Origin of the sequence: uncultured Ferrimonas sp., assembly GCF_947489035.1 — a bacterium.
Lineage (GTDB): Bacteria > Pseudomonadota > Gammaproteobacteria > Enterobacterales > Shewanellaceae > Ferrimonas.
On record NZ_CANLCI010000037.1, the window covers coordinates 1 to 23,006 of the forward strand.

Here is a 23,006-nt window from a genome sequence, read left to right on the forward strand (position 1 = left end):
TGCATATGTCCCGAATTCTCAGTTCAAGGATCAGATCGCCGCCGCGCTGATTGGTTCAATACGATTTAGGAAACAACACCTAGTCAAGAAAGTTATCCCATTCTGTAACCGTGACATTTTCAATATAAATATCTCTTAGGCTACCATCGGTTTCAAACTCTTCTTTCAATTCACTCTATTGATACATGATAATTTTGAACACAAAACTAGAGATTTTTATAACGCTTCACTTAGCGGGAGCAGCCAGCCCGGCTATACTCCGCGAGGCACGAGCGCAGCCGGGCTGGCTGAAATCTGCCTACAGTGCCTTGTTAGGTAACGCCTGCTCTAATAAATATCTTCAATCGGAATATTAGATTTAATCTCTAAGCGCTTCATAGCTATCTTGCAACAAATCTCAGAAAACAACAGCAAAAACTTGGCATTAATAAAAAGCTCATTTTCCACCTCATGAAGATATCGCCAATCCACAAATGCGTTATCACAATTTTCCAGTTGAGCTTTGTAATCAGGCCATTCAGAGCTTAGTTCGTCTTCTATTTCTGATTGCACATCCTTAGGTAACCTGTTCATTAGCGGAATAAGTTTATGCCCACGGCATTTACTCCCTTCGCTATAAATAATAGCTTTCATCGCTAATTCAGCAGAAAATTCACTACAAACAATAGCTGGCGTTCCTATATTTATCATCCCAGCTAGCATTCCTCGTTTTGCCATCCGATAAAAATCTATGGCATTACTTGCGGCAATGAAAATTTGTTGCTGATTCATAAAGTTACCTAACGAATGACATGGATCCCCACCCTTGATCCTAGCAGCCACAATCGTAGTTCTGGGCAAACATATCAGGAGGTTTCCATGTCTCAGTTGTCTTGTTTTTGCGGTATCGACTTAGCCAAAAACCACTTCAGCATTCATGCAGTGGATGAACGTGGCAAGGTTATTCTGCATAAGTCCGTTATTCGCGCTAAATTACTGACCACCTTAGCAAATATTCCTATTATGACAATAGGAATTGAAGCCTGTGGTGGCGCCCATTTTTGGGCTCGCCAGTTCAATAAACTCGGCCACCACAGCTAAGACCCATTGCGGACAGCCTGTTAATGCGGCGGCTACTCGACACCATCTAACGCCCAAATTCTGTATTAGCGGCACCGCAACCGCGTAAGTCATCAGGGCCACGACGAGAGTCGACTCAAAGGCCGAATGTAGAGCGGCAGTCCAAACCTTTGATCTCTAATGCTGAATAAAATTGACGTTGGTGGGGATCCATGTAGCCGCATTAAGGTGTGAGCGGCGCTTGCCTATACTTTGAGCGAAGCGAAAACGGCAAGCGTTGCGAATCACTCTTAAATGCTTTGTTATGTACGTATTTTATAGGATCCCTTCAGAATGAGCAGATGATAAATAAGCTAAGGATGGGGCTTGCGACTCAGTTATCAACTGTTTTTTGATTTCAGCACAAGCAGAAAATATAGCTACAGGTGCTGCTACAGCTGCCCCTATACCAAAAGAAGTCACATCAAAAACTGTTTTAGTTACGCTCGAGGCTATTGCGCCTGCAGCTACACCTTGCGCTAATCCCGATAGGTAGCTTTGCCCAGCAAGATTAAATGAGCTGCTAAGAGTTGTTCTAAATGTATGTTTAAATGCCTCATTCATAACGCGCTCAGCATCAAATATTTTGACTTTTAGATCTTTAATTATCTTTGCTTGCTCATCAGGACTATCAGCGGCTTTAAGCAAGTCGACATATGTATTTTCAAGTAACCCTCTAAATGCTGCTAACTGGTCACTTCTATATTCTTTGAACTCTAATATATCGTGAAAAGCAACATTTTCTCTAGGTACTGGTAAGCAATTACTCAATGAAAGTAAGACCGATTGTCTTTCTGTAAGGTACTTTTCTGGTAAAGAAAAGCGATTATTAAATTGATGGACAGTCCAATCATGAGATTTATCAGACTTGATTAACTCGTTAAGAGCAATTGCCTGCCCTTCTGCGTAGCTATCAGCCCACTGAGTACCTGTTTGACCTGAGATCATTCCGTTTGTTGAGCTATGACCTTTTGCCTTGGTTTTATGTCGAGATAAGATACCTAAAGTAGTAAGTTCAGATTCATCTCGAATCACCGTTTCCCACAATGTATCCGGCTTCGGGATTACAACCTTATCCCAATACATCACTAGAAAATTAAAGTGGTACCAACTAAGCCCTGTGCCAGGGTTAAACCCATTAGCCTGATCGAGATGAGCCCCTACCATAGGGCTGATAATAATACCCTGATTTTTCATAGCCTCTAAACCTTACTTTTATCGAAAGTACATAACGCCTCAATAAGGGGCGCCGAAGGCGTCCCTCTTGATTGACTTGTTAGCTGTATCTTTACTCGTAGACTTGAATACATCTTTACTGATAGCTTGAGTTGAAACGAAGAGAACAGCTATACCACCGATAATAATGTAGATATCAATACCACCAATCAACTCTTTTACTGATGGAAAGAATGGACTAATCGCGAGAGCAATGCCACAGATAATGCCGCTTGCGTTTAATACAGAGCTAACAATAATTGCATGGTTTGGTTCTATTCCATGCTTGTAACAACGAAACAAATATACTGCGATCATAACAACAGCAAGAATAGTGGAAGGAATTAATATTGTTTTATCCATTTTTATTCCCTCCATCTTTCTTGGAGTCATTGGCTACTTCACCAAAAATGGCACCTAATATACCTCCTACAATTGCACCTGCAGGGCCACCAATTGAAGCGCCAAATATTGCTCCACCCATAGCAGCGCCAGTTGTCCTTGTATTCTCTTCTTCGGTTCGTCCTTTAGAAGAATTATTGTTTTTGTCTTTATCCAATTTCAACTCCATTGTTGGATGATACAGCTAACGCCACATTAAGCGGCAAAAAATTGTTGGTTAAAATGTTGAACGGAGTGAAAACAACCAACTGTTTTTTGTCCGTTTGAATGCCTTGTTAGGCTTTTGTCAGCATCTCCTCTGCTTGATTAGTAATAGTTGTCCAAGAACTATCGTTTGAAACTAAACTACGCAAGGGAATACCTTTACCTTTAATTTCAGGCCATAATACAAACCCGCTTTCTAAATCATCAACAAAGTTATTGTCATAAACCCAAACTACAATAGGGGATTTCTTTTTCTTTAAAGTTTGAATTATCATGTTTGAATTTGTATGGCCTCCGCCTGAACCTTGAAATGCCATACGGCCTCTAGAAAACACGAACCACTCGCCAGTTAATCTTGATTCAAGTACAACGCAAACTAAATTGTAATGACTAGATGGTGATCTCTCTATTAAAATTGATACTAAAGGACTATCAATATCATTAACCATCTGAGGTAGATCATGGAAAGCATCAAATGTTTTAAATTTACGTACTCTTTCAATAGGTGGTATATCGTTATCAATCTTTGGTTCTGGTGGGATTATTTGAAGTGGCTCGCTACCTTCAGGTTTAAAAACTAAATCAACTTTGTTAGCAAGCCAACTAGCTAACATTCCCAAACCAAAATCTGCAGGCGTCATATATTTTCTCCATTGATTACGAAATCTGAATTTAAAAAGCCTAACGCCCCATTAAGAGGCTTTTAATTGTTGGTTAAAATGTGGAGCGAAGCGGAACCTAACCAACTGTTAAAAGTCCTGCTTGAATGGCTTGTTAGGTGTTTTTGCACTAAACCTGTTTTTTACTTTTTTATAGCCTAATCCGAACAGCCAAACAATTACAGGGTAAGGTAATAAAATAACCATCCAAATTATAGCTTTCATTGACCATCCAATTCCCATATTTGACCAATATAGCTTCGTTGCTTCTTCACGCATTTCGGGGGCAACATATTGTGATCTTTCTACGTCAGACATACCGTCAAAATCAAACCCCATTAAATCAAGACGTACGTCTGTGTAAAAATGAGGCCAATATGAACCTACAATAAGCATCAAAGATATAATTGATGCTGAAACTAAATACAACTTCACAAAGCTATAATTTTTATACGCGCAAACAATTGGTGTAGAAACGATGATTGTCAGTATTAGTAATTCAACGATAAAACCTAAAGTTTCCATCCGCTCTCTCGAAACACCTAACAGCTTATTATGATGCCAAGTGGCACTTTGTTTACATCAATGGTTGGCATCCTATCCTCATTGTATCAATAAGTGAATGAGTTAAATTTCATTCTATTTCAGTATCTTAATTCCAAAGTGTGCGCTTGGCCAGAGATTCTGTTGTGGCATAGAAAGCGTTCTGCTGTAAACAAAATGCCAAGCTCAAAAACTGTATGTATTAACAGTTATCTGTGGCGTGGTTGATCAAATCCATCGCGCAGACGCAGCGATACGGTAGTCCTTCCTTTTTAACCGCAGTTAACAGTAGAGATTAAGCGGCCATCAACGTACATAGAGAGTTTAGAAAGCCTTCTGTGGTATGCAGCGACAGACTGAAAACGCCGGTAACCATCAGTGCGGTTTCAGTACCAGCTTTTGATTGCAGTATTGTCAGTCCAGAACGTTAATGAAGCTCGATTGACTAAAGCTTGGTTGTACTGCCTCCAGTGGGTGATTCTGCAGAAGAGTAAAGATCATTGATAGAGTATGACGAAATATCAATCGATTATGATCGAAGCGAAATCAGCCAAATGTTATTAACCGCACTTTAAATGGCTGTTAGGTGCTTAACTGTGCTTGATTCATCTTCAGCCAAAATGACTCTTGGCATTGATTCGAAAAGTTCTTTCTCTGGGGAACGATATTTAAATGGTTTGGCTGTTCAATTACTTCATACGAAATCCAGCACTCCTCACAAACCGAGTCCGTAATATGTTCAGATAGGTCTTGCTCAGTTAGCTTTCTTACAGCAACACCGTTGTTAAACTTTACGAATAACTCACTGTTTTCTACGAGAACACCGTCTTCTTCGGAAATCTGGTTGTTACATAGCTTCTCTACTATCGATAAACCTTCAGGCTCTTCTTTCATCGCTAATATATACGTAAACAAATTATTCATGGCACCGGCCTGTTTGAAACGATGAGCACATAACGAATGACATGGCTACCCAGCCCTGATCCGAGCAGCCCCAATGGTCGTTTGGGGCAGACGCATCAGAAGATTGCCCTGTCTCAGTTGTCTTGTTTTTGCGGTATCGACTTAGCCAAAAACCACTTCAGTATTCATGCAGTGGATGAACGTGGCAAGGGCATTCTGCATAAGTCGGCTACTCGCGCTAAATTACTGACCAAATTAGCAAAAATTCTTGTTATGACCATAAGTATTGAAGCCTGTGGTGGCGCCCATTTGGGGGCTCGGCAGTTCAATATACTCGGCCATCACACGCGCATCATGGCCGTCAAATAGGTTAGCCCCTGCCGCATCAACGGTAACAACGATTTGAATGATGTCGTGGCGATCTGCGAAGCAGTACAACGTACCAATGGGCGCGTTTGACCACCACATGGCCATCTTGCATCGAGCTATGGTTGCTATCTTTGCCATTGATTTAGAACGCAATCAAGGCGCACTTTTAATTAATTCAATATCCTATGTGTAAAGCCAGAAGCGGCTTAGAGGAGATTTTCTACCCGCTTAGTATCAACGTTCAGCCGTTGCTTCTCTTTGCTCGGTTCCGGCGAATCTGCTGCAAGCGGAAGCACCCGTTGTAATCCCCGCTAACAAAACGCCTGGCCACATCGATTGCATTTGCCGCCGTCGATGGAATGATGAGGCGATTGTTTTTCAAAAGGAACTTGGCATGAAGCTCGGGATAATTGCGGTGGCATTGTTGCTGCCATTGGGAGCGGTAGCGCAACCGTTTAGCTACAACGATGTGTTTGAACTGGAATTTGCCGCTGCGCCGCAGGTGAGCCCCGATGGCGAGCGGCTGGTGTATGAGCGGCGCAGTTTCGACATTATGCAGGATCGGAGTCGCAGTAATCTGTGGCAGCTGGAACTGGATAACGGCAACCATCGGCCCTTGCTCAGTGGCAAAGCCAATTATCGCATGGCTAAGTTTTCTCCCGATGGTCGCCGTTTGGCTTATCTGTCGAGCATTGAAGGCGACAACCAGCTGTACGTTCGCTACCTCGATAGTGGCGATACCGTGCGGGTAACCAACCTGCAAGCCACCCCCAGCAGCATTGAATGGTCGCCCAACGGCAAGCAGTTGGCATTTACCTTGTTTACCCCCAGCAAGCCCAGCGGTTTGAAGGTTGCGATGCCAACACCGCCGAAAGGGGCGAAGTGGGCGGGCAAGGCCACGTACATTGATCAAACCCGTTATCGCAGTGATGGCAGCGGCTTTAGCAAGGCCGGCCAACGGCAGATCTATGTGGTGCCTGCTGACGGCGGTACACCACATCAGCTAACACAAGGGGAGTTTCCCATCGGTGCAAAGTTGAGTTGGCACCCCAATGGCCGTCAGATCCTGTTTGATTCGTACCGCAGTGACGAATGGCAGATGCAAGCTCGGCAAGGTGATCTTTACGCCGTGGCATTAGCCGATGGCGCCATGACCCAACTGACCGACCGCAGCGGTGCTGAAGCCAGCCCGACCGTGAGCCCCAACGGCAAATTGGTGGCGTACCTGCAAAGCCCCGATAACACGCTGGCGCACATCAACAGCCAAGTTGCCGTGATGGGAATGGATGGCAGCGAGCCACGGCTGCTGACCAACACGCTGGATCGGGGCGTTAGCCAGTTGCAGTGGGCGAAGGACGGCAGTGGCGTGTATTTCAACTACACCGATCACGGCGTCAGTCGGGTTGGTTTTGTGTCACTGAAGGGCAAAATTACCCGCTTCGAGGTGGCGCTGGGTGGGCAATCTTTGGGGCGACCTTATGCGTCTGGGCAGTTTGCGGTGGTGGGCAAAAATCAGCTGGTGTACACCGGCGGTGATGCCACTGCCCCAGCGGATCTGCACCACCTTAAGCGGGGGAAAAGCCGAGCATTAACTCAGCTCAATCAAGACTTAATTGGTCGTCGTTATGTTGCACCAGTAACGGCGATCACCGTTAACTCATCGGTGGATCAGCGCCCAATTGAAGCGTGGATTGCCACCCCGCCGAACTTCGATGCCAGTAAGCGTTACCCAATGGTTTTAGAGATCCACGGCGGCCCCCATGCCGCCTATGGCCCCAACTTCTCGATGGAGGTACAGCTAATGGCAGCGCAGGGCTATGTGGTGGTGTGGGCCAACCCTCGGGGGAGCTCCTCTTACGGCAGCGACTTTGCCAATACCATTCATCACAACTACCCGTCGGAGGACTATAACGACTTGATGGACGTGGTGGATGGGGTGATCGCCAAGGGCTATGTCGATCCACAGCAGCTGTTTATTACCGGTGGCTCTGGTGGGGGCACTTTAACCGCGTGGAGCATCGGCAAGACCGATCGCTTTAAAGCCGCAGTGGTGGCAAAACCGGTGATCAACTGGATGAGCTTTGCCCTAACTGCCGACATGTACCCTTACTTCAGCCAATACTGGATGCCGGGCAAGCCGTGGGAGCACGCCGATCACCTGTGGCAACGTTCGCCGCTGTCGTTGGTGGGTAACGTTACCACCCCCACCATGTTGCTAACCGGTGAGCTTGATTACCGTACCCCCATGAGCGAAACCGAACAGTATTACCAAGCGTTGCAGCTTAACGGGGTGGAATCAGCGATGGTGCGGATCCCAACAGCCGGCCACGGCATTGCCAATCGTCCCAGCAATTTGATCCAGAAGATCGCCTACATCATGGCGTGGTTTGATAAACACCGTGGCGAACAGCCGCAGTAGCTGCGAGGGTGTACAACAAGGGCTTGCCAGTGGCAGGCCCTTTTTGGTGGCATCGCCCCTTGGGCGACGATGCGAAGCGCAGGGGGAAAACGGAACAGCGAAAAAGCACGACTTTTACTGCGGCTTTTCGTCGAGATAGGGTATTCCTATCTATAGTTGACCTTTTGGCAGAAGAAGCCTCACGCATGGGCGATTTGGATCGGAAAATTAACGGCACTTCGGTTTCGCGGAAGTTACGCCGAGCCGCGGTGATCGATCTCGGTATTGGCTTCGTGCTGGTGCTGGTGTTATTCATCGGCACCATGATGTTGGATTGGGATCTGCTGGAGCTGTTTTATCAATTCACCCGTGCGCATGAAAGTTGGGAGCTTGATGAACTGTTTATCGCCGGTTTTTGGGGAGGGATCATTGCGGTGGTGTACGGGGTGCGGCGTATGGCCGACATCAAACGGCTGAACAAAGCCATTATTAGCCATGCCTATTACGACACCATTACCGGTCTACCCAATCGCGCTTTAGCCTACGAGCGCCTAGAACAGATGGTGGCAGCAACGGGGCGCCGCAGTGGCCAGTTGGCGGTGCTGTTTATCGACTTCGATAACTTTAAGATGGTGAATGACACCTACGGCCACGCCAATGGCGATCGGCTTATTAAGAGTGTTGGTCGGCGCATTGCCGCACAGATCCGCGCGGGAGACACCGTCGCGCGTTTAGGGGGCGATGAATTTGTGCTGCTGCTGGATCTCAATCATTCCAGCGCCGATGTGTATCAAACCCTGCGCCGCTTGATTGACGATCAGCAGATCCCCCATCAACTGTTTGGCACCGAGTTGTCGGTGAAATTCAGCATTGGCGTGGCGCTGTTTCCTAAAGATGGCGACAACGCTGACGCCTTACTGCAAGCGGCTGATGCGGCCATGTATAAGGCCAAAGAGCAAGGCAAAGGGGGCTTTCATGTTTATTCCGAGCAACTTGGGCAAGAACTGGGGCGCAAATACCATTTGGAAAATGGCTTAAAACGGGCGTTAGCAGACAACGCGTTGCACTTGGTGTTTCAGCCGCAAATTGATCGTCAGGCGAAACGGATCCGGGGTTTTGAAGCGCTGCTGCGATGGCAGTTTGACGGGGAGCAGATCCCCCCAGATCAATTTATTGATATTGCCGAAGAGACCCAGCTCGTGGATGAAATTGGCTTATGGGTATTGCAACAGGCGTTGCAGCAAGCCAAAGATTGGCTGCAGCCGCAGCAGTTTGTGGCGGTGAATATTTCCCCCAAGCAATTTAAGCAGGAAAATTTTGTCGAGGTGGTGTGTCAGGCCATCAGTCATTCGGGCTTAGCGCCGAGTAACCTTGAATTGGAGATCACCGAAACCGCATTGGTGGGTAATTTCAGCGCGACCCGTAAAAAAGTGGAGCGGCTGCGGGCGCTGGGAGTGTTGATCGCCATTGATGACTTCGGCACCGGGTATTCGTCGTTGGCGCGCATTCGCGATTTAAAAGTGGATTGCCTGAAAATCGATCGCAGCTTTGTGCATCTGTTAGAGCTTGGCAACCCCAATCAAGACATCATTAAAGCGATCCTCGCATTGGCGGATAACTTTGGCCTAAGTGTGGTGGCCGAAGGGGTAGAAACCGAAGCGCAGGCGCAACAGCTGGCCACGTTAGGCTGCCACACCATGCAAGGTTATCTCTACAGCGAACCGCTGCCTGCCGCCGCCGCCGCTCAGTTTCGGCTCCAGTCTTACCATTAAACTGTTTTGTCAGCGGTTCACGCTGGGCTCGGCTTGGTCACGGTCTTGTGTGCGCCGTTGGCTGGGGCGCAACGAAAACTGCCGTTGGTACTGGCGGCTAAGGTGTTCGGGGCTGCAAAAACCGCAAGCATCGGCCAAGATTGGCAGCGACCAATCGCTATTAAGCAGCAACCAATCGGCGTGGTTTAAGCGCAACCACAGATAGTGGCCAGCGGCGCTGCGCTGGTACTGCTGCTGAAAACGACGATCCAGTTGGCGCCGACTCAGCCCCAATTGCTTGGCCAATTGGGGGATGCTGAGCGGCTGCGCCAGTTGGTTTAGCATCAGCGCAGTGGCGCGATTGACCATGGTGTCGCCACATTGTCGAACCGTACTTTCTTTGGGCTGAGGCTGCTGCGGCGAACGGTGACCATCGATCAGCATATCGGCCAATCCTTTGTTGGCGCGAACGCGGCCTAAGTGCGGCTGCAACAGGGCCACCGCCAGATCGGCGGCCGCGCTGCCACCGGCGCAACTAAGGCGGTTGCCGTCGCGGTAATAGAGGCTCTCTGGGGCGATTTCAAGGTGCGGAAACCGCTGTGAAAACTGCGGTTGATGGCGCCAGTGCACCGCCACTTTACGGCCGTTCAATAACCCAAGCTGCGCCAGCAAAAACACGCTGTTGTCGATGGCTGCTAGGGGGCGATTTAGGGCGCTGAAGTTACGCAGCAGGCTGCGATAGGGGAGTTGTTGCTCAGCCGTCAGCTCGGTTGGGCGGCCACCAAACAGCACCACATAATCAAACTGAGTCAAGGTGTGCGGCAGTGGTTCGGCGTTGATCACCACGCCGCAACTGCTGCGCTGTTGTGGCTGCGGTGCGGCAACCAGCCAGCGGCAATAATGCTGACGGCTGTGATCGGCCTCGTCGCTGCTAAAACGCAACTTATCAACGAACGCGGCAAAAGGCAGCAGGGTGAACCCCGGCAGTGGCAGTAACAGAAATCGCACGGTCATAACCATGTCCAAATCATGCTTTATATTGTCCATATCTTACCGTTGTTGCCGCGCAAAGATCCCTACACTAAGCGCCTTTTTACGCATTAAGGGCTGGTATGACGGTTGCTGTTTGGTTGAGTTATTTCATCGCTTGCATGGCGTTGGCGTGCACACCGGGGCCGAATTCTCTGTTGGTGTTAAGCCACGGGGCCCGGTTAGGTTGGCGGCCAACGTTGGCCACCATTGGCGGCGGCTTATTGGGGTTTGCGCTGGTGGTGTCGCTGGCGCTCGCCGGGCTGGCTGGGTTGTTATTGCAATACCCGCAGTGGCTGATGCCGCTGAAGCTGCTTGGCGGCGCTTATCTGCTTAAATTAGGCTGGCAACAGTGGCATGCCGTTGCGGTTATTGGTGCCGAGCAGAGCATTGGCATTGGGGCGCGACGGCGCTTTCGGCAAGGGTTATTCGCCGCCATAGCCAACCCCAAAGTGTTGCTGTTCTTTGCGGCGTTTTTGCCGCAATTCATGCAGCCGGATCTGAGCTTTGGCCAACAATGGGCATGGTTAACTGGCGGCTTTTTACTGGCCGAAGGGGCAGTCGAGTGTGCCATCGCTTTGGCGGCGGCGTTGCTGCGCCCTTGGTTGCAACGCCACGGCGTGGGCTTTAACCGCCTGTGTGGCGGTTTATTCATGCTGTTGGGGCTGGGGCTGCCACTGTTGAGTTAGCGGCGAACGTTAACGTCACTAAAAAAGCCCAAGGCGATGGCCTTGGGCTTTGTGGTGTTACCGCGGCAGTGCTGCGGTTACAGCTTGGCGGCGGCGTAAGTTTTAAAGCCGCCGCTGAGGTTGCGGGCGCGATAGCCGCGATTCAACAGCTGGCGGGTGGCAACGTGGCCCCGTAAGCCGACCTGACAGATAACGATGATCTCTTTGTCTTGCGGCAGTTCGTGCATGCGCTGGCGCAGTTCGTCTACGGGAATGTTAATGCTGCCTTCAATTTGACCCAGTTTGCTCAGCTCGGCTGGATTACGTACATCCAACAAGATGGCGTCGTCCCCCAAGGCATCAAGCTGGTGGTAATGGATCAACTCGCTTAAGCCTGCGCGGCTGTTGCTGGCCACAAACGCCGCTTGGTTAACCACATCTTTGGCGCTGCCAAAAGGCGGGGCGTAGGTCAGCTCAACTTGCTGCAGCTGCTCTACGGTCATGCCCATGCGATAGGCCATTGCCATCACATCAATGCGTTTGTCTACGCCATCTTTGCCCACCGCTTGGGCGCCGTAAATGGCGCCGCTGTCTGGGCAAAACAGCAGTTTGAACGACACTGGCTCGGCACCAGGGTAGTACCCCGCGTGGCTGGCGGCGTGCACATAGGCTTTGTGGTAATTCAGGCCCTTGGCTTGCAAGCGGCGTTCGTTGAAACCGGTGGTGGCCACGGCTAAATCAAACACCTTACAGATGGCGGTGCCTTGGGTGCCGGAATAGAGCTGGTTGTCGCCCAGCATGTTGTCGGCGGCCATGCGCCCTTGGCGGTTGGCTGGCCCCGCCAGCGGTGCCAGCATCGGCTCGCGGTCATTAAATTGTGGGTGTTCAATGGCATCGCCGACGGCGTAGATGTCGGCCACCGAGGTTTGCATTTGCGCGTTCACCGCAATGCCGCCTAAGGGGCCAATGGCCAAGCCAGCTTGTTGGGCGAGGGTGAGTTCGGGTTTTACCCCAATGGCCATGATCAACAGATCGGTGGTGAGGCTACGGCCATCGGCTAGGCTGAGCTTCAATTTACCCAGAGGATCCGCTTCTTGGTATTGCACCGCTTGTAAGCCGCAATTCAAGCGCAGATCGACCCCTTTAGCGCGAATGTGCTGATGCACAAACCCCGCCATTTCCCGATCAACCGCAGTCATAACCTGATCCGCCTGCTCCAGCAAGGTGGTGCTTAGGCCACGCTGAACGAAGGCTTCCATCATCTCTAAGCCGATGTAACCGCCGCCCACTACGGTTACGTGGCGCGGCTGGTTATGTTGCAGCGACGCCAAAATATCATCCATGTCGGGGATGTTACGCAGGCTGTGGGTTAAGGGGTTACGAAGGCCGGGAATGGGCGGGGTGATGGGGGCGGCGCCGGGGCTGAGCAACAGCTTATCGTAGGGGTGCAGGTACTCATGGCCACTGCTCAGATCGCGCACCGTTACCGTGTGGTCATCGGCGTTGATGGCGATCACTTCCGAGAGGATCCGCACATCCACGTTAAAACGAGCCCGAAAACTTTCAGGGGTTTGCAGCAGCAGCTTGCTGCGTTCGCGGATGTCGCCGCCGATGTGATAGGGCAGGCCACAGTTGGCGAAAGAGACAAAAGGGCCGCGTTCAAACATCGTGATTTCGGCGGTTTCACTGAGGCGACGAGCGCGGGCAGCGGCAGAGGCGCCACCGGCTACGCCACCAATAATGACGATTTTGGTCATGGCAAGGCTCCAAACAGGAATTGCCGTCAGCCTACCACAATTGTTTAATTAGGGTTGTCTAATGTTGTCGTTTTTAGCCGAAATAACAAGCATTAGGCTGTGGCGTGCAGCCGCTTAGGGGGCCTCTAAGCTGACGCACATCGGCAGCGCCAAGGTGGTTCGCTCGCCATTCAGTTGGGCTTCGGTTACGCAGAAGCTGGCCTGATTGATGGTGCCAACGCGATCCGAGCGCAGCCGCACTTTACCTTGGCGATTACTGTAGCCGCTGCTGGGCTGACTTAACGCGTCCCCTTGCCATTGGCCAAACAGCTCAACGTTCTCCAGTGGTTGGCCGCGGTCATCGACAATCGTAGCGGTAACGATAAGGCGTTTGCTGTTGCGAGTGGGCTGGATCTCAAGCGTCGCGAGGCTGGCGCTGATGGCGCTGCTATCAAGGTTACAGTTGGCGCCGGGGCGGTAGCTGAGGTTTCGATACGCGGCGGTTAAGGGGGCGGCGGGATAGACGAACGCTCCCGCCCAGATCTCGGCGGTGTAATCCACCGGCCACAGGTTCATCATGATGCGCTGGGTGGTGTCGCTGGCTTTAGGCAGTGGATCGGTGGCGCTGTCATCCACTCGATACACCCTTTGGCCATCCACATACCATTCAATGAATTGCTCGGTCCATTTAAAGCCGTAGCGATGAAACCCAGCGGCGGCGTCAAACGGCAGCGGGATCAGGTGTTCATGGCTGTTGGCGTAGCCGTCGTCATTGGCCCAAAAGTTGGCTTGCATATAACTGGTGTTGCTGCCGACAAATTCGATGTCGATCTCGTTGTGCTGGGCGTTGCCACCGCTGGGGACGTCGTAGGGGCCAGCAAAGGTGAAGAAGGCGCTGATCACCCCCGCATGCGAGGCCGGTTGCATGTCAACGGCGTAGCAGCCGTAACCGTAGAAGTGGTTACTGCGCAGTTCGCCGGAACGGTAAGGTTTGCCGCTGCTGCTGGTGTCATCCAAGGTGATCACCATGCCATTGCTGTCGAAGTGCACCGCATCGGCTGCCCAGCCATTGGCAAAGGGGCTGCCGTTGCTCCAACCGTCGGCCAGATGCCAATGGGCCCCGTCTAATGCGGTTAACGGAAATTCCTCGGCTTGGGTGAGCGGGCTGCTAAGCAGGGCGATAATGGCAAGGGCGAGCGCCACTTTGGGCAGCACGGGGACGGTGTGACGGAGTGGCGCCGAGGCGGGCACGGGGGGTGAAACGAACAAGCATTGAGCTGACATGATTGGGGCTCCCACAGCAATCCATTGCGAAAATAGACACCACGCTGTGCATAAGCTTGGCGTGCAAGCGGCAAGTATAGGTGAGGGAAATTAATCGGCGCTTAGCCGCACCTGCTGACGGCAAAAGTGGGCGATGGCTTGGGTGAGCGCGAGAGCGTTATCGCCATCGCCGTGCAAACACAGGGTATCGAGTTGCAGTGTGACCCGATGGCCATCCAGGCTGAATACGTGCCCTTGCAGTAACTGTTGCACCTGTTGCAGCGCCAGCGCGGGCTCGGTAATGCACGCGGTTTGCAGGTGCCGTGGCGCCAGATGGCCGCTGGCCAAATAACGCCGATCGGCAAAGCCTTCCTCTTTGACGATCAGCTGATGGCCGCGAGCGATGGTCACCAACGGGCTGTTGGCTTGGGCGTACAGTTGCCAAGCGGGGTAGGTGCGAGCCAGAAAACGGCACAAGATAGACGCCAATTGCGGATCCCACCCCGCACGGTGGTACAGCGCACCGTGCAGCTTCAGGTGGTGCACCGTTGCGCCTGCGGCCGCGGCTAAGTGGGCAAATTGCCGCAGTTGTTTATCCAGCAGTTGCAACACCTGAGCGTTGGAGAGCCCCATTTCAATCCGACCCACATTACTGGGATCGGGGTAGCCCGGATGAGCACCAACGGCCACGCCACAGCGTGTGGCGGCTTCGATGGTGGCGGCGGTAAGGGCGGTGCTGCCAGCGTGGCTGCCGCAGCAGATGTTGGCAGAGGTGAGCAGCGGCAGCAGTTGCTGATCGTAAGCGCCGCCTTCGCCGAGATCGGCATTCAGATCCAAACGCGGTTTCATTGCCACAGCTCGCTGGCTCGCAGCGCCAACATCTGTAACTGCCGTTGTTGCCGATGTTGCCGCTGCTGCGCCTGTGGCAGCGAGATGGCTTCAAACCACAGCTGCTGGTGTGGCCGCAACTGCGCCATGGTGCTGAAACTGCTGTGGCTGATCTGGCCAATTTTAAGGTAGCCGCCCACCGCTTGGGCATCGGCTCCCAGCAGCAACGGCACGCCGTTGGCTGGCAACTGTACGGTGCCCGGCAACACCGGCTCTGAGCGCAGATCGTCGATGCCATCGTGGGCTAAAGGGGCGCCCGTTAACCGCAGGCCGATGCGATTGGCGTGTTGGCTGAGTTGCCACGGCTGGCTGCAAAGGCTATCCAGCCCGCCGTGGATCCGGTTGCTGTGGGGGGCGGCAAACACAGCCAATACCGGGGTGATGGTCCAAATTAAGCCAATCCAGCTGTGGCAGTGCGGCACAACGCCGCGATAGGGGGTGATTGGCAACTGCTGCTGGCGTTGCAGTTGTAACCCTAACCCCACTTGGCTTTGAAAACTGGCACTGCCCAGAACCTTGGGCAGTTGCAGCCCCCCCTTGATCGCCAGATAGCTGCGACAGCCGTGGGCTGCACGGCCCAACTTGAGGGTTTGGCCGGCGGCAATGGCGATGGTTTGCCCCACTTGATGGGGCACGTCGTCAACCAAGATGGTCATGGTGGCGCCAGTAACCGCCACGGCGCTGTCGCAATGAAACTTCAAGCTGGGGCCAATTAAGGTGCATTCAATGGTGGCGCAGTTGGGATCTTGGTTGAGCAGAGCATTGGCGGCGCTGGCGGCCACGGGATCCATGGCGCCGCTGCGGGCAAAGCCCAGTTGCCGCCAGCCTTGGCGCCCCAGATCTTGCACGGAGCTAAACAGCCCCGGTTGCAGCACTTCAATCATGCTGAGGATCCCAATGGTTAAATTGCGACAACGAGATCGCTTGAAAGCGGACGGTGTCGCCCAGCTGCAACCGGCAAGGGGGGCTCAGTTGCAGCTGCAACAGCGGCAACGGGCAGGCGCCAATCAGGTGCCAACCTGCGGCACTGCGTTGCGGGTACACGGCACTGTATCCGGCAGCTATCGCCACGCTGCCAGCGTCAACCTGCAATCGGGGTTCGGCTCGACGTGGCAGTTCCAGCGCGGGGTTTAGCCCATCTAAGTAGGCAAAACCGGGGCTAAAGCCGGTGCTGCTGACCACAAATTGGCTGTGCTGATGGTGGCGGATCACTTCTGCGGTTGTCAGCCCCGTGGCTTGGCTGACGTAGTCGAGATCTGGCGCTAACGAAGCGTGGTAGCACACCGGCAGCAGATGGCTGCGGCGGGCGGGCAGGGGCAAGGTGTTGATGTCGGTATCGGCTAACCACTGTTGCAGTTGCTGCATCAGCGGCGCGCCATTGGGCGCGGCAATTAACGCTAAGGTGGTGCTGGCGGCCACCACATCGCTGAGCCAATCGCACCGGCTCAGCGCCAGTTGCAGCTGGCGGATCTGGCGCGGATTGTTGCCATCAGGCCAGCGCAGCAACAGCGCTTGTTCGGCCATGGGCTCTATCTGAAACGGGAATTGCGTCATTGCGTGCTCCTTGCGGTGCCGATGGGGTTAACATAACAGTCACTGCCGACTTTTTCGACCGCACGGAATTTGTTAGAAAATCATCAACTGATCATGACTCGCCGCTTCTATTCATTAGCGGTTGTGGTAAAATCCCGCGCCAAAATCGACATGTTCGATGAGGTTTTGTGCACTGCAAGGAATGGATCCTGTGATCCGGCGGTGGCAACTACACTGCAAGGAAAGCGTAATCTAGCTGAAGTGATCCCAGCATGAAATTCCCTGGTCAACGCAAGTCCAAGCACTACTTTCCCGTCGAGTCACGGGACCCGCTCACCAACGAATTGAATCCGGTGATCCGGCCCAAGCACACCCATGTGACTGGCATCGATCAAACCTTGGTTGATATTGAAGCCCGTGTTGATGATGACTTCATCAGCCGCCATAAGTTGATCAAAGGCAACTCGATGCTGATCAACGACGAAGCGGCTCACGCCCTATACCAAGAGCTGCAACAGCAGGATTTGGTTAGCGCTGAGTTTGCTGGTGGCACCATTGGCAACACGCTGCACAACTACTCCACCTTAGCGGATGACCGCTCGGTGATGTTTGGGGTGATGAGCGCCAATTTGCAGATCGGCAGCTACGCCTACCGTTACCTGTGTAACACCTCTTCTCGCGTTGATCTGAACCACCTGCAGCCGGTTGATGGCTCCATTGGTCGTTGTTTTACTTTGATCACCGAATGTGGCGAGCGCACCTTTGCTATCTCTAAAGGCAGCATGGACAAACTGCGGGCAGAATTTATTGATGAAGAGTTGGTGAAAACCAGCTCATCGTTGGTGCTGACCGCCTACTTGATGCGCGCTGGCGGGGATCCCATCACCGAAGCGGCCATGACCGCCATCGGTTACGCTAAAGCCGCCGATGTGCCGGTGGTATTAACCTTGGGTACCCGTTTCTTGATTGAACAAGATCCGCAGTTCTGGCGCGATTTCATCAGCGAGCACGTTACGGTGCTGGCGATGAACGAAGAGGAAGCGGAAGCCTTAACCGGCGAAGCGGATCCGTTATTGGCGTGTCAGGCGGCATTGGAATGGGCCGATCTGATCCTGTGTACGGCTGGCCCATCGGGCTTGTACACCGCCGGTTGGAGCGATGAAGATTTCAAACGCGAAACCAGCCATCCGCTGCTGCCTGGGGCGATCAGCGAATTCAACCAGCATGAATTCTCCCGCCCGATGCGTCGGCAGTATTGCGATAAGCCGTTGAAAGTTTACTCCCACATCGCCCCATTCATGGGCGGGCCGGAGAAGATCTCTAACACCAACGGCGCGGGCGATGGCGCGTTAGCGGCGCTGTTGCACGACATGTCTGCGAACGATTACCACAAGTTGAACTTGCCACAATCAAGCAAACATCGTTACAGCGGCCTGTGTTACTCCTCGTTTGCTCAGATCTGCAAATACGCTAACCGCGTAAGTTACGAAGTGTTGGCGCAGCATAGCCCGCGTTTGTCTCGTGGTTTGCCGGATCGTGAAGACAGCTTGGAAGAGGCCTACTGGGAGCGTTAATGGCCCCCGGTGATTGCCGCTTAAACCCGCCTTAATGGCGGGTTTTTTTATGGTTAAAAAAAGGAGTGAGGCAAATACCCGCCACAACACCACGGCGATGGCAGCCGATTGGGGGGGATGGGGAAGAAAAAGCGCGGCAAATCCGCTTCCGATCGCTTTGGTTTGCCAATGGATGCCAGCAAAAGGCTTATTTCGTTGCCGTGGAGGCAGTGAGCCAGATCACAACGCTGGTTAAAACTTCATTGCAATTTGTTGCGCTGAGGTTGCTTCAATGTGCCCAGTTTGATCCGACGTAAATTAAATTGGTCTTACCAATATCGGCTGAGGTAACGCTGACGCTGATTCATTGTTATCAAAGGGTTGCCAGTGAGAGCCATTGCTATTTGCGGGCCGTAAAATAACCACATTTTTACAAAGGGTTGCACAGGATTTAGGCGTGCGATGGCTCACAGTTTGGCTGGCTTCATCGGGACACTATCCAAGTCGACTTACTGACGTTAGCAACGCTTTGAATGCGGAGAATTCGATGAAAATCGCGCTATTTACCCCTTGCTTGGTCAACCTGATGATGCCGGAAGTTGGCATCGCCACCGTTGAACTGCTGGAAAAATTGGGCCACCAAGTGGTCTACCCGAAAGGTCAAACCTGCTGTGGTCAACCGATGACCAACTCGGGTTGTTTTGATGACGCTAAAAAGACCACGCTGAAACTGCTTAATGCCTTTAAAGGGGTAGAGTGCGATTACATCGTATGCCCAGCGGCATCGTGCATGATTGCGGCCAAAGAGAACTTCCACGAATTTGATTGCAGCCCAGAAGCGACCGAGGTGATCGGCAAGCTGAAAGAGCTGACGGAATTCCTGTTTGATATTCACGGCCTGAAACAGTTTAACCATCCGTTCCCGCATAAAGTGAGCATGCAGATGTCATGTCACGGCATTCGCATGCTGGATCTGGCCACCCCATCGGAAACCATGGGCGCAGGCTACAACAAGATGGAATCGCTGCTGAATAACATTGAAGGGATCACCGTTGTGTACCCCGAGCGTCGCGATGAATGTTGTGGCTTTGGCGGCACTTTCTCGCTGGATGAAGGCGGCGTGTCGGGCAAGATGGGCAAAGATAAGGCCCGTGCTCACTACAACACTGGCGCTGATTACGCGATTGGTTTTGATCCTTCCTGCTTATTGCACCTTGATGGAGTGATCCGTAAGGAAAAGTTCCCAATCAAAACTCTGCATATCGCGCAGCTGTTAAATCAGGTGTTGTAAGGAGATAACGATGACTTTAATCAATGGTTTACAAACTCACGCTGCGGCCGCAAACGACTTCCTTAAAGATGAAGCTCGAGTTGACTGGCACGATCGTGCCCTGTGGAACTTACGCCACAAGCGCGATCTGGCGGCGGGCTCGGTAACCGAGTGGGAGCAGATCAAGCAGATCGGCTCTGAAATTAAGCTGCATACCCTGTCTAACTTGGCCAAGTACTTGGTTGAGTTTGAAGACAACTGTAAGAAAAACGGCATCATCGTCCACTGGGCAAAAGATGGCGAAGAGCACAACCAAATTGTGCACAGCATCTTAGCCAAGCACAACGTGAAGCGACTGGTGAAATCCAAGTCGATGCTGACCGAAGAATCGCACCTTAACCAGCACCTAGAGTCGAAAGGCATCGACGTGGTGGATACCGATTTGGGCGAGCGCATCATTCAGCTGCGTAAAGAGCCGCCATCGCACATTGTGGTGCCGGCCATCCACTTGAAGAAAGAGGAAGTAGGTGAGCTGTTTCACGAGCACTTGGGGTCAGAGAAGGGCGCCTCGTGCCCAACCTACCTGACCAAGCAAGCGCGTAACCACCTGCGCCAGAAGTTTTTAGAAGCCGACGCGGCCCTGACTGGGGTCAACATGGCGGTGGCTTCTGAAGGCGCGGTGGTGGTGTGCACCAACGAAGGCAACGCCGACATGGGCGTGAACTTACCGAAGGTGCAGATCCACTGCATGGGCATCGACAAGATGGTGCCGAACCTTGATTCCGTTGGGGTAATGACGCGCATGTTGGCGCGTAACGCCACCGGCCAGCCCATCACCACCTACTCGACCATGTACAAAGGCCCCCGTGAGGGCGGCGAAATGCACGTTATCTTGGTGGATAACGGCCGTACCGAGCTGTTTAAAGACGAGCTGATCGGCGAAGCCTATAAGTGCATCCGCTGTGGTGGCTGCTTGAACACTTGTCCGGTGTACCGCAAGTCTTCCGGTTTCTCTTACAACGCTTTGATCCCCGGCCCAATCGGCATCGCGGTATCGGCGGGCAACGACGAAACCCATTCGTTGGCGTGGGCCTGCACCCTGTGTGGCTCGTGCACCAAGGTGTGCCCAACCAAGGTGCCACTGGATGGCATCATCGCCAAATGGCGCCGTTTGCATGCCGATAAGAAAACCCTGCCCTACGGCAAGGCCAGCTACATGCCGTATGTGGGCAAGTTAATGGCCAACGAATCGCTGCTTAATGTGGGTGGTTTTGCTGCCCGTACCGCGCTGAAAACTCTGCCGGGTGGCTTAATGAAGCCGTTCTCTGGCGCTTGGGGTCAACACCGAGATCTGCCGCAGGTTGAGTCGATTCAATCCTTCGAGGCGTGGTTTAAAAAGAATCGGGAGAACAAATAATGTCCAGTCGTGAATTTATCTTGGCCGAACTGCAGCAAGTAAAAGTGCCGCAAATGCCGATGCCAGCCATCGATATTGAGCCAAACAATGAAGACTTAGCGGGTCAATACAAAGAGTTGCTGGCCAAAGTGGGCGGCACCCTGATTGAAGCGGGCTCGCTGGCCGAGGTGCAAGCGTATTTGGATGGCAAGATCGCCGACAATGAGCAAGTGCTGAGCTTAGTGGCGGGCACCGAAGGCAACCGTAAGTTAGATGCCAGCCCGTACACCATGGAAAATGTTGATTTGGCCTTAGTGCCAGCGCGCATAGGAGTGGCCGAAAACGGCGCTGTGTATGTTAACTCGGCTGACACCGGTCATCGAGTGACACCATTTATCGCACAAAATCTGGCGGCGGTGCTGAAACGTTCAGACATCGTTGCCAACATGCATGAAGCCGTGAAGAACGTTGAGTTTCAAAGCGGCCAACTGGGTTCATTTATCGCCGGTCCGTCCAAAACCGCCGATATTGAGCAGGCCTTGGTAATTGGCGCCCACGGCGCTTGTTCCATGACCGTATTTTTAATCGATTAATCCCTAGTCGGTCTAAAAACAACGCAAAGCCCGGGGCCGCCACCTCGGGCTTTTTTTTGTTTGCATGTGTTGGGTTGGCACGGCTTGTGAGCGGAAGCGGTTTCTCTGGGCTGTTCACCCGTTAACTGCTGAATCGCTTTGGCATAAGCAGCACTGAACATCGTTGTTGCTGTGGATCAGTCAACCAGCGAGGCCGCTGATGCTCTTTGGCCTTAGGCCGGTGCCATCGCACCGCAGGTGCAAATGCCTTCATCACAGCAACGGCAACAGTTAACCAAGACACAGCCTTTATCTGCGGTTGCTGGGAGCAACCTTGATCTGAGCTCGCGCGGGTAAGCGGCTACGGTTAACGCTTTGATCGGCCCCCCCCGTGCGCCACCGATTTTGTTGCCGTTAAGCAATGCGTTGCTGCTGATCCGGCATTGTTACCTCTTTGTGAGTAACAAAATGGCGCAAATATTCACACCATTCGACGTGATCTGGCTCACGCCGTTGTGGTAAAAAACGCAATTTTTTATTTGTACTGGCGTTAATTTAATGTTGCCGCTTTGATCGTTCGCCTTAATTTTGGTCAGACCAATCGGGCGAAATGTGTACTTTGTGTAATGCTTGTTGGGTGATGTTGTTGCGATTGCGAGCTGGTCGCATTTCAATAACCGGATTTAACCTTTTTGCTACATAAAAGTGTGACGCGTGTCGCGCGATCTGGCTCACGCTTTGAGGTTGTTTTTCAATGCAGTATTCGCGACCACTTAACTGACACTTATGCACAAAGCGGAGAACCGATGAAAATTGCGCTGTTTATCCCTTGCCTTGTTAACCAGATGATGCCCGAAGTGGGGATCGCCACCTTAGAGCTACTGGAAAAATTGGGCCACGAAGTGGTGTTGCCAAAAGGGCAAACCTGTTGTGGTCAACCGATGACCAACTCGGGCTGTTTCGACGATGCCAAGAAAACCACCTTAAAGCTGCTGAATGCCTTTAAAGGGGTCGAGTGTGATTACATCGTGTGTCCTGCGGCGTCGTGCTTGGTGGCCGCCAAAGAGAACTTCCACGAATTTGATTGCAGCCCTGAAGCCACTACCGTGGTGGCCAAGTTGAAGGAGTTAACCGAGTTTCTGTTCGACATTCACGGCTTAACTGAATTTAACAAACCGTTCCCGCACAAGGTGTCGTTGCAGATGTCATGTCATGGCATTCGCATGCTGGATTTGGCCACCCCATCGGAAACCATGGGCAAGGGCTACAACAAGGTGGAATCGCTGTTGGCCAACATCGAAGGGATCACCATCGCCTACCCAGAACGGCGCGATGAATGCTGTGGCTTTGGTGGCACCTTCTCGCTGGATGAAGGCGCGGTGTCTGGCAAGATGGGCAAAGATAAAGCCCAAGCCCACGCCAATACCGGCGCCACCTACGTCGTGGGGTTTGATCCCTCCTGTTTGCTGCACCTTGATGGGGTGATCCGTAAGCAGTTGCATCCGGTGCAAACCCTGCACATCGCCCAGCTACTGAACCAAGCGCTATAAGGAGTC

At 52.3% G+C, this 23,006-nt stretch carries 21 protein-coding genes and 3 pseudogenes; 10 read left to right on the plus strand and 14 right to left on the minus strand.

Annotated elements, in window-relative coordinates:
• Positions 1-327 precede the first annotated feature (327 nt).
• Positions 328-771: a hypothetical protein gene (locus tag Q0796_RS16870; protein WP_298445315.1), complete on the minus strand. Its 444-nt coding sequence runs from the start codon at positions 769-771 to the stop codon at positions 328-330.
• Between the two features lie 87 nt (positions 772-858).
• Between Q0796_RS16870 and Q0796_RS16875 the strand changes: the two are divergent.
• Positions 859-1,071, plus strand: a pseudogene (locus Q0796_RS16875) (IS110 family transposase); the annotation flags it as partial.
• 303 nt (positions 1,072-1,374) lie between these two features.
• Here Q0796_RS16875 and Q0796_RS16880 read toward each other — a convergent pair.
• From Q0796_RS16880 to Q0796_RS16910, 7 genes and pseudogenes are all read right to left on the minus strand, one after another.
• Positions 1,375-2,295 carry a DUF6236 family protein gene (locus Q0796_RS16880; protein ID WP_298445317.1) on the minus strand — a complete coding sequence of 307 codons (921 nt, stop codon included), beginning with the start codon at positions 2,293-2,295 and terminating at the stop codon, positions 1,375-1,377.
• A gap of 39 nt (positions 2,296-2,334) precedes the next feature.
• The gene (locus tag Q0796_RS16885) at positions 2,335-2,676 is read right to left on the minus strand and encodes a threonyl-tRNA synthetase (protein ID WP_298445319.1); all 342 of its coding nucleotides are present in this window, start codon (positions 2,674-2,676) and stop codon (positions 2,335-2,337) included.
• Positions 2,669-2,872, minus strand: coding sequence for a hypothetical protein (locus tag Q0796_RS16890; protein WP_298445320.1), 204 nt, complete (start codon positions 2,870-2,872; stop codon positions 2,669-2,671). The genes Q0796_RS16885 and Q0796_RS16890 overlap by 8 nt, the downstream gene beginning before the upstream one ends.
• A 118-nt stretch (positions 2,873-2,990) precedes the next feature.
• Entirely contained in the window at positions 2,991-3,560 is a 570-nt protein-coding gene (locus Q0796_RS16895) for a hypothetical protein (protein ID WP_298445322.1), read from the minus strand.
• 108 nt (positions 3,561-3,668) lie between these two features.
• Positions 3,669-4,103, minus strand: coding sequence for a hypothetical protein (locus Q0796_RS16900; RefSeq protein WP_298445323.1), 435 nt, complete (start codon positions 4,101-4,103; stop codon positions 3,669-3,671).
• 322 nt (positions 4,104-4,425) lie between these two features.
• Positions 4,426-4,600 (minus strand): annotated as a pseudogene (locus Q0796_RS16905) (IS5/IS1182 family transposase); the annotation flags it as partial.
• A gap of 103 nt (positions 4,601-4,703) precedes the next feature.
• Positions 4,704-5,045 (minus strand): hypothetical protein, encoded by a 342-nt coding sequence (locus tag Q0796_RS16910; RefSeq protein WP_298445325.1) that lies wholly within the window; start codon positions 5,043-5,045, stop codon positions 4,704-4,706.
• 108 nt (positions 5,046-5,153) lie between these two features.
• Here Q0796_RS16910 and Q0796_RS16915 point away from each other — a divergent pair.
• The 3 genes and pseudogenes from Q0796_RS16915 to Q0796_RS16925 form a co-directional block, all read left to right on the plus strand.
• A pseudogene (locus Q0796_RS16915) lies at positions 5,154-5,477 on the plus strand (IS110 family transposase); the annotation flags it as partial.
• Positions 5,478-5,787: 310 nt separating this feature from the next.
• On the plus strand, positions 5,788-7,812 hold the full coding sequence (locus Q0796_RS16920; protein ID WP_298445327.1) for a S9 family peptidase: 2,025 nt from the start codon (positions 5,788-5,790) through the stop codon (positions 7,810-7,812).
• A gap of 194 nt (positions 7,813-8,006) precedes the next feature.
• Entirely contained in the window at positions 8,007-9,563 is a 1,557-nt protein-coding gene (locus Q0796_RS16925; RefSeq protein ID WP_298445329.1) for an EAL domain-containing protein, read from the plus strand.
• 9 nt (positions 9,564-9,572) lie between these two features.
• Here Q0796_RS16925 and Q0796_RS16930 read toward each other — a convergent pair whose 3' ends face one another.
• Entirely contained in the window at positions 9,573-10,556 is a 984-nt protein-coding gene (locus tag Q0796_RS16930) for a helix-turn-helix domain-containing protein (RefSeq protein ID WP_298445331.1), read from the minus strand.
• Positions 10,557-10,654: 98 nt separating this feature from the next.
• Here Q0796_RS16930 and Q0796_RS16935 point away from each other — a divergent pair, with 98 nt between their 5' ends.
• Positions 10,655-11,260 carry a LysE family translocator gene (locus tag Q0796_RS16935; protein ID WP_298445332.1) on the plus strand — a complete coding sequence of 202 codons (606 nt, stop codon included), beginning with the start codon at positions 10,655-10,657 and terminating at the stop codon, positions 11,258-11,260.
• Positions 11,261-11,337: 77 nt separating this feature from the next.
• Here Q0796_RS16935 and Q0796_RS16940 read toward each other — a convergent pair whose 3' ends face one another.
• The 5 genes from Q0796_RS16940 to Q0796_RS16960 form a co-directional block, all read right to left on the minus strand.
• Positions 11,338-12,996 carry an FAD-dependent oxidoreductase gene (locus Q0796_RS16940; RefSeq protein ID WP_298445334.1) on the minus strand — a complete coding sequence of 553 codons (1,659 nt, stop codon included), beginning with the start codon at positions 12,994-12,996 and terminating at the stop codon, positions 11,338-11,340.
• A gap of 114 nt (positions 12,997-13,110) precedes the next feature.
• Positions 13,111-14,259: a family 16 glycosylhydrolase gene (locus tag Q0796_RS16945; RefSeq protein ID WP_298445336.1), complete on the minus strand. Its 1,149-nt coding sequence runs from the start codon at positions 14,257-14,259 to the stop codon at positions 13,111-13,113.
• Positions 14,260-14,349: 90 nt separating this feature from the next.
• Positions 14,350-15,087, minus strand: coding sequence for a LamB/YcsF family protein (locus Q0796_RS16950; protein ID WP_298445338.1), 738 nt, complete (start codon positions 15,085-15,087; stop codon positions 14,350-14,352).
• Positions 15,084-16,010, minus strand: a complete 927-nt coding sequence (locus Q0796_RS16955) for a biotin-dependent carboxyltransferase family protein (RefSeq protein ID WP_298445340.1) — start codon at positions 16,008-16,010, stop codon at positions 15,084-15,086. The genes Q0796_RS16950 and Q0796_RS16955 overlap by 4 nt, the downstream gene beginning before the upstream one ends.
• The gene (locus Q0796_RS16960) at positions 16,003-16,680 is read right to left on the minus strand and encodes a carboxyltransferase domain-containing protein (protein WP_298445343.1); all 678 of its coding nucleotides are present in this window, start codon (positions 16,678-16,680) and stop codon (positions 16,003-16,005) included. Before Q0796_RS16960 ends, Q0796_RS16955 begins: the two co-directional genes overlap by 8 nt.
• Before the next feature lie 251 nt (positions 16,681-16,931).
• Here Q0796_RS16960 and Q0796_RS16965 point away from each other — a divergent pair, with 251 nt between their 5' ends.
• The 5 genes from Q0796_RS16965 (at position 16,932) to Q0796_RS16985 (ending at position 23,000) form a co-directional block, all read left to right on the plus strand.
• Positions 16,932-18,233 carry an inosine/guanosine kinase gene (locus tag Q0796_RS16965; RefSeq protein ID WP_298445345.1) on the plus strand — a complete coding sequence of 434 codons (1,302 nt, stop codon included), beginning with the start codon at positions 16,932-16,934 and terminating at the stop codon, positions 18,231-18,233.
• A gap of 526 nt (positions 18,234-18,759) precedes the next feature.
• Positions 18,760-19,503 (plus strand): (Fe-S)-binding protein, encoded by a 744-nt coding sequence (locus Q0796_RS16970; protein ID WP_298445346.1) that lies wholly within the window; start codon positions 18,760-18,762, stop codon positions 19,501-19,503.
• A 10-nt stretch (positions 19,504-19,513) separates the two neighbouring features.
• Positions 19,514-20,899 (plus strand): lactate utilization protein B, encoded by a 1,386-nt coding sequence (locus Q0796_RS16975; RefSeq protein ID WP_298445348.1) that lies wholly within the window; start codon positions 19,514-19,516, stop codon positions 20,897-20,899.
• Entirely contained in the window at positions 20,899-21,471 is a 573-nt protein-coding gene (locus tag Q0796_RS16980; RefSeq protein WP_298445350.1) for an LUD domain-containing protein, read from the plus strand. Before Q0796_RS16975 ends, Q0796_RS16980 begins: the two co-directional genes overlap by 1 nt.
• Before the next feature lie 785 nt (positions 21,472-22,256).
• Positions 22,257-23,000 carry a (Fe-S)-binding protein gene (locus Q0796_RS16985; protein WP_298445352.1) on the plus strand — a complete coding sequence of 248 codons (744 nt, stop codon included), beginning with the start codon at positions 22,257-22,259 and terminating at the stop codon, positions 22,998-23,000.
• The last annotated feature ends 6 nt before the right edge of the window (positions 23,001-23,006 follow it).

Excerpts from the sequence above, each read along its gene's own strand:
- Q0796_RS16870 (WP_298445315.1), bottom strand. The coding sequence starts at position 771 with ATGAATCAGCAACAAATTTTCATTGCCGCAAGTAATGCCATAGATTTT.
- Q0796_RS16880 (WP_298445317.1), bottom strand. The coding sequence starts at position 2,295 with ATGAAAAATCAGGGTATTATTATCAGCCCTATGGTAGGGGCTCATCTC.
- Q0796_RS16885 (WP_298445319.1), bottom strand. The coding sequence starts at position 2,676 with ATGGATAAAACAATATTAATTCCTTCCACTATTCTTGCTGTTGTTATG.
- Q0796_RS16895 (WP_298445322.1), bottom strand. The coding sequence starts at position 3,560 with ATGACGCCTGCAGATTTTGGTTTGGGAATGTTAGCTAGTTGGCTTGCT.
- Q0796_RS16900 (WP_298445323.1), bottom strand. The coding sequence starts at position 4,103 with ATGGAAACTTTAGGTTTTATCGTTGAATTACTAATACTGACAATCATC.
- Q0796_RS16910 (WP_298445325.1), bottom strand. The coding sequence starts at position 5,045 with ATGAATAATTTGTTTACGTATATATTAGCGATGAAAGAAGAGCCTGAA.
- Q0796_RS16920 (WP_298445327.1), top strand. The coding sequence starts at position 5,788 with ATGAAGCTCGGGATAATTGCGGTGGCATTGTTGCTGCCATTGGGAGCG.
- Q0796_RS16930 (WP_298445331.1), bottom strand. The coding sequence starts at position 10,556 with ATGACCGTGCGATTTCTGTTACTGCCACTGCCGGGGTTCACCCTGCTG.
- Q0796_RS16935 (WP_298445332.1), top strand. The coding sequence starts at position 10,655 with ATGACGGTTGCTGTTTGGTTGAGTTATTTCATCGCTTGCATGGCGTTG.
- Q0796_RS16940 (WP_298445334.1), bottom strand. The coding sequence starts at position 12,996 with ATGACCAAAATCGTCATTATTGGTGGCGTAGCCGGTGGCGCCTCTGCC.
- Q0796_RS16945 (WP_298445336.1), bottom strand. The coding sequence starts at position 14,259 with ATGTCAGCTCAATGCTTGTTCGTTTCACCCCCCGTGCCCGCCTCGGCG.
- Q0796_RS16950 (WP_298445338.1), bottom strand. The coding sequence starts at position 15,087 with ATGAAACCGCGTTTGGATCTGAATGCCGATCTCGGCGAAGGCGGCGCT.
- Q0796_RS16955 (WP_298445340.1), bottom strand. The coding sequence starts at position 16,010 with ATGATTGAAGTGCTGCAACCGGGGCTGTTTAGCTCCGTGCAAGATCTG.
- Q0796_RS16960 (WP_298445343.1), bottom strand. The coding sequence starts at position 16,680 with ATGACGCAATTCCCGTTTCAGATAGAGCCCATGGCCGAACAAGCGCTG.
- Q0796_RS16965 (WP_298445345.1), top strand. The coding sequence starts at position 16,932 with ATGAAATTCCCTGGTCAACGCAAGTCCAAGCACTACTTTCCCGTCGAG.
- Q0796_RS16970 (WP_298445346.1), top strand. The coding sequence starts at position 18,760 with ATGAAAATCGCGCTATTTACCCCTTGCTTGGTCAACCTGATGATGCCG.
- Q0796_RS16975 (WP_298445348.1), top strand. The coding sequence starts at position 19,514 with ATGACTTTAATCAATGGTTTACAAACTCACGCTGCGGCCGCAAACGAC.
- Q0796_RS16980 (WP_298445350.1), top strand. The coding sequence starts at position 20,899 with ATGTCCAGTCGTGAATTTATCTTGGCCGAACTGCAGCAAGTAAAAGTG.
- Q0796_RS16985 (WP_298445352.1), top strand. The coding sequence starts at position 22,257 with ATGAAAATTGCGCTGTTTATCCCTTGCCTTGTTAACCAGATGATGCCC.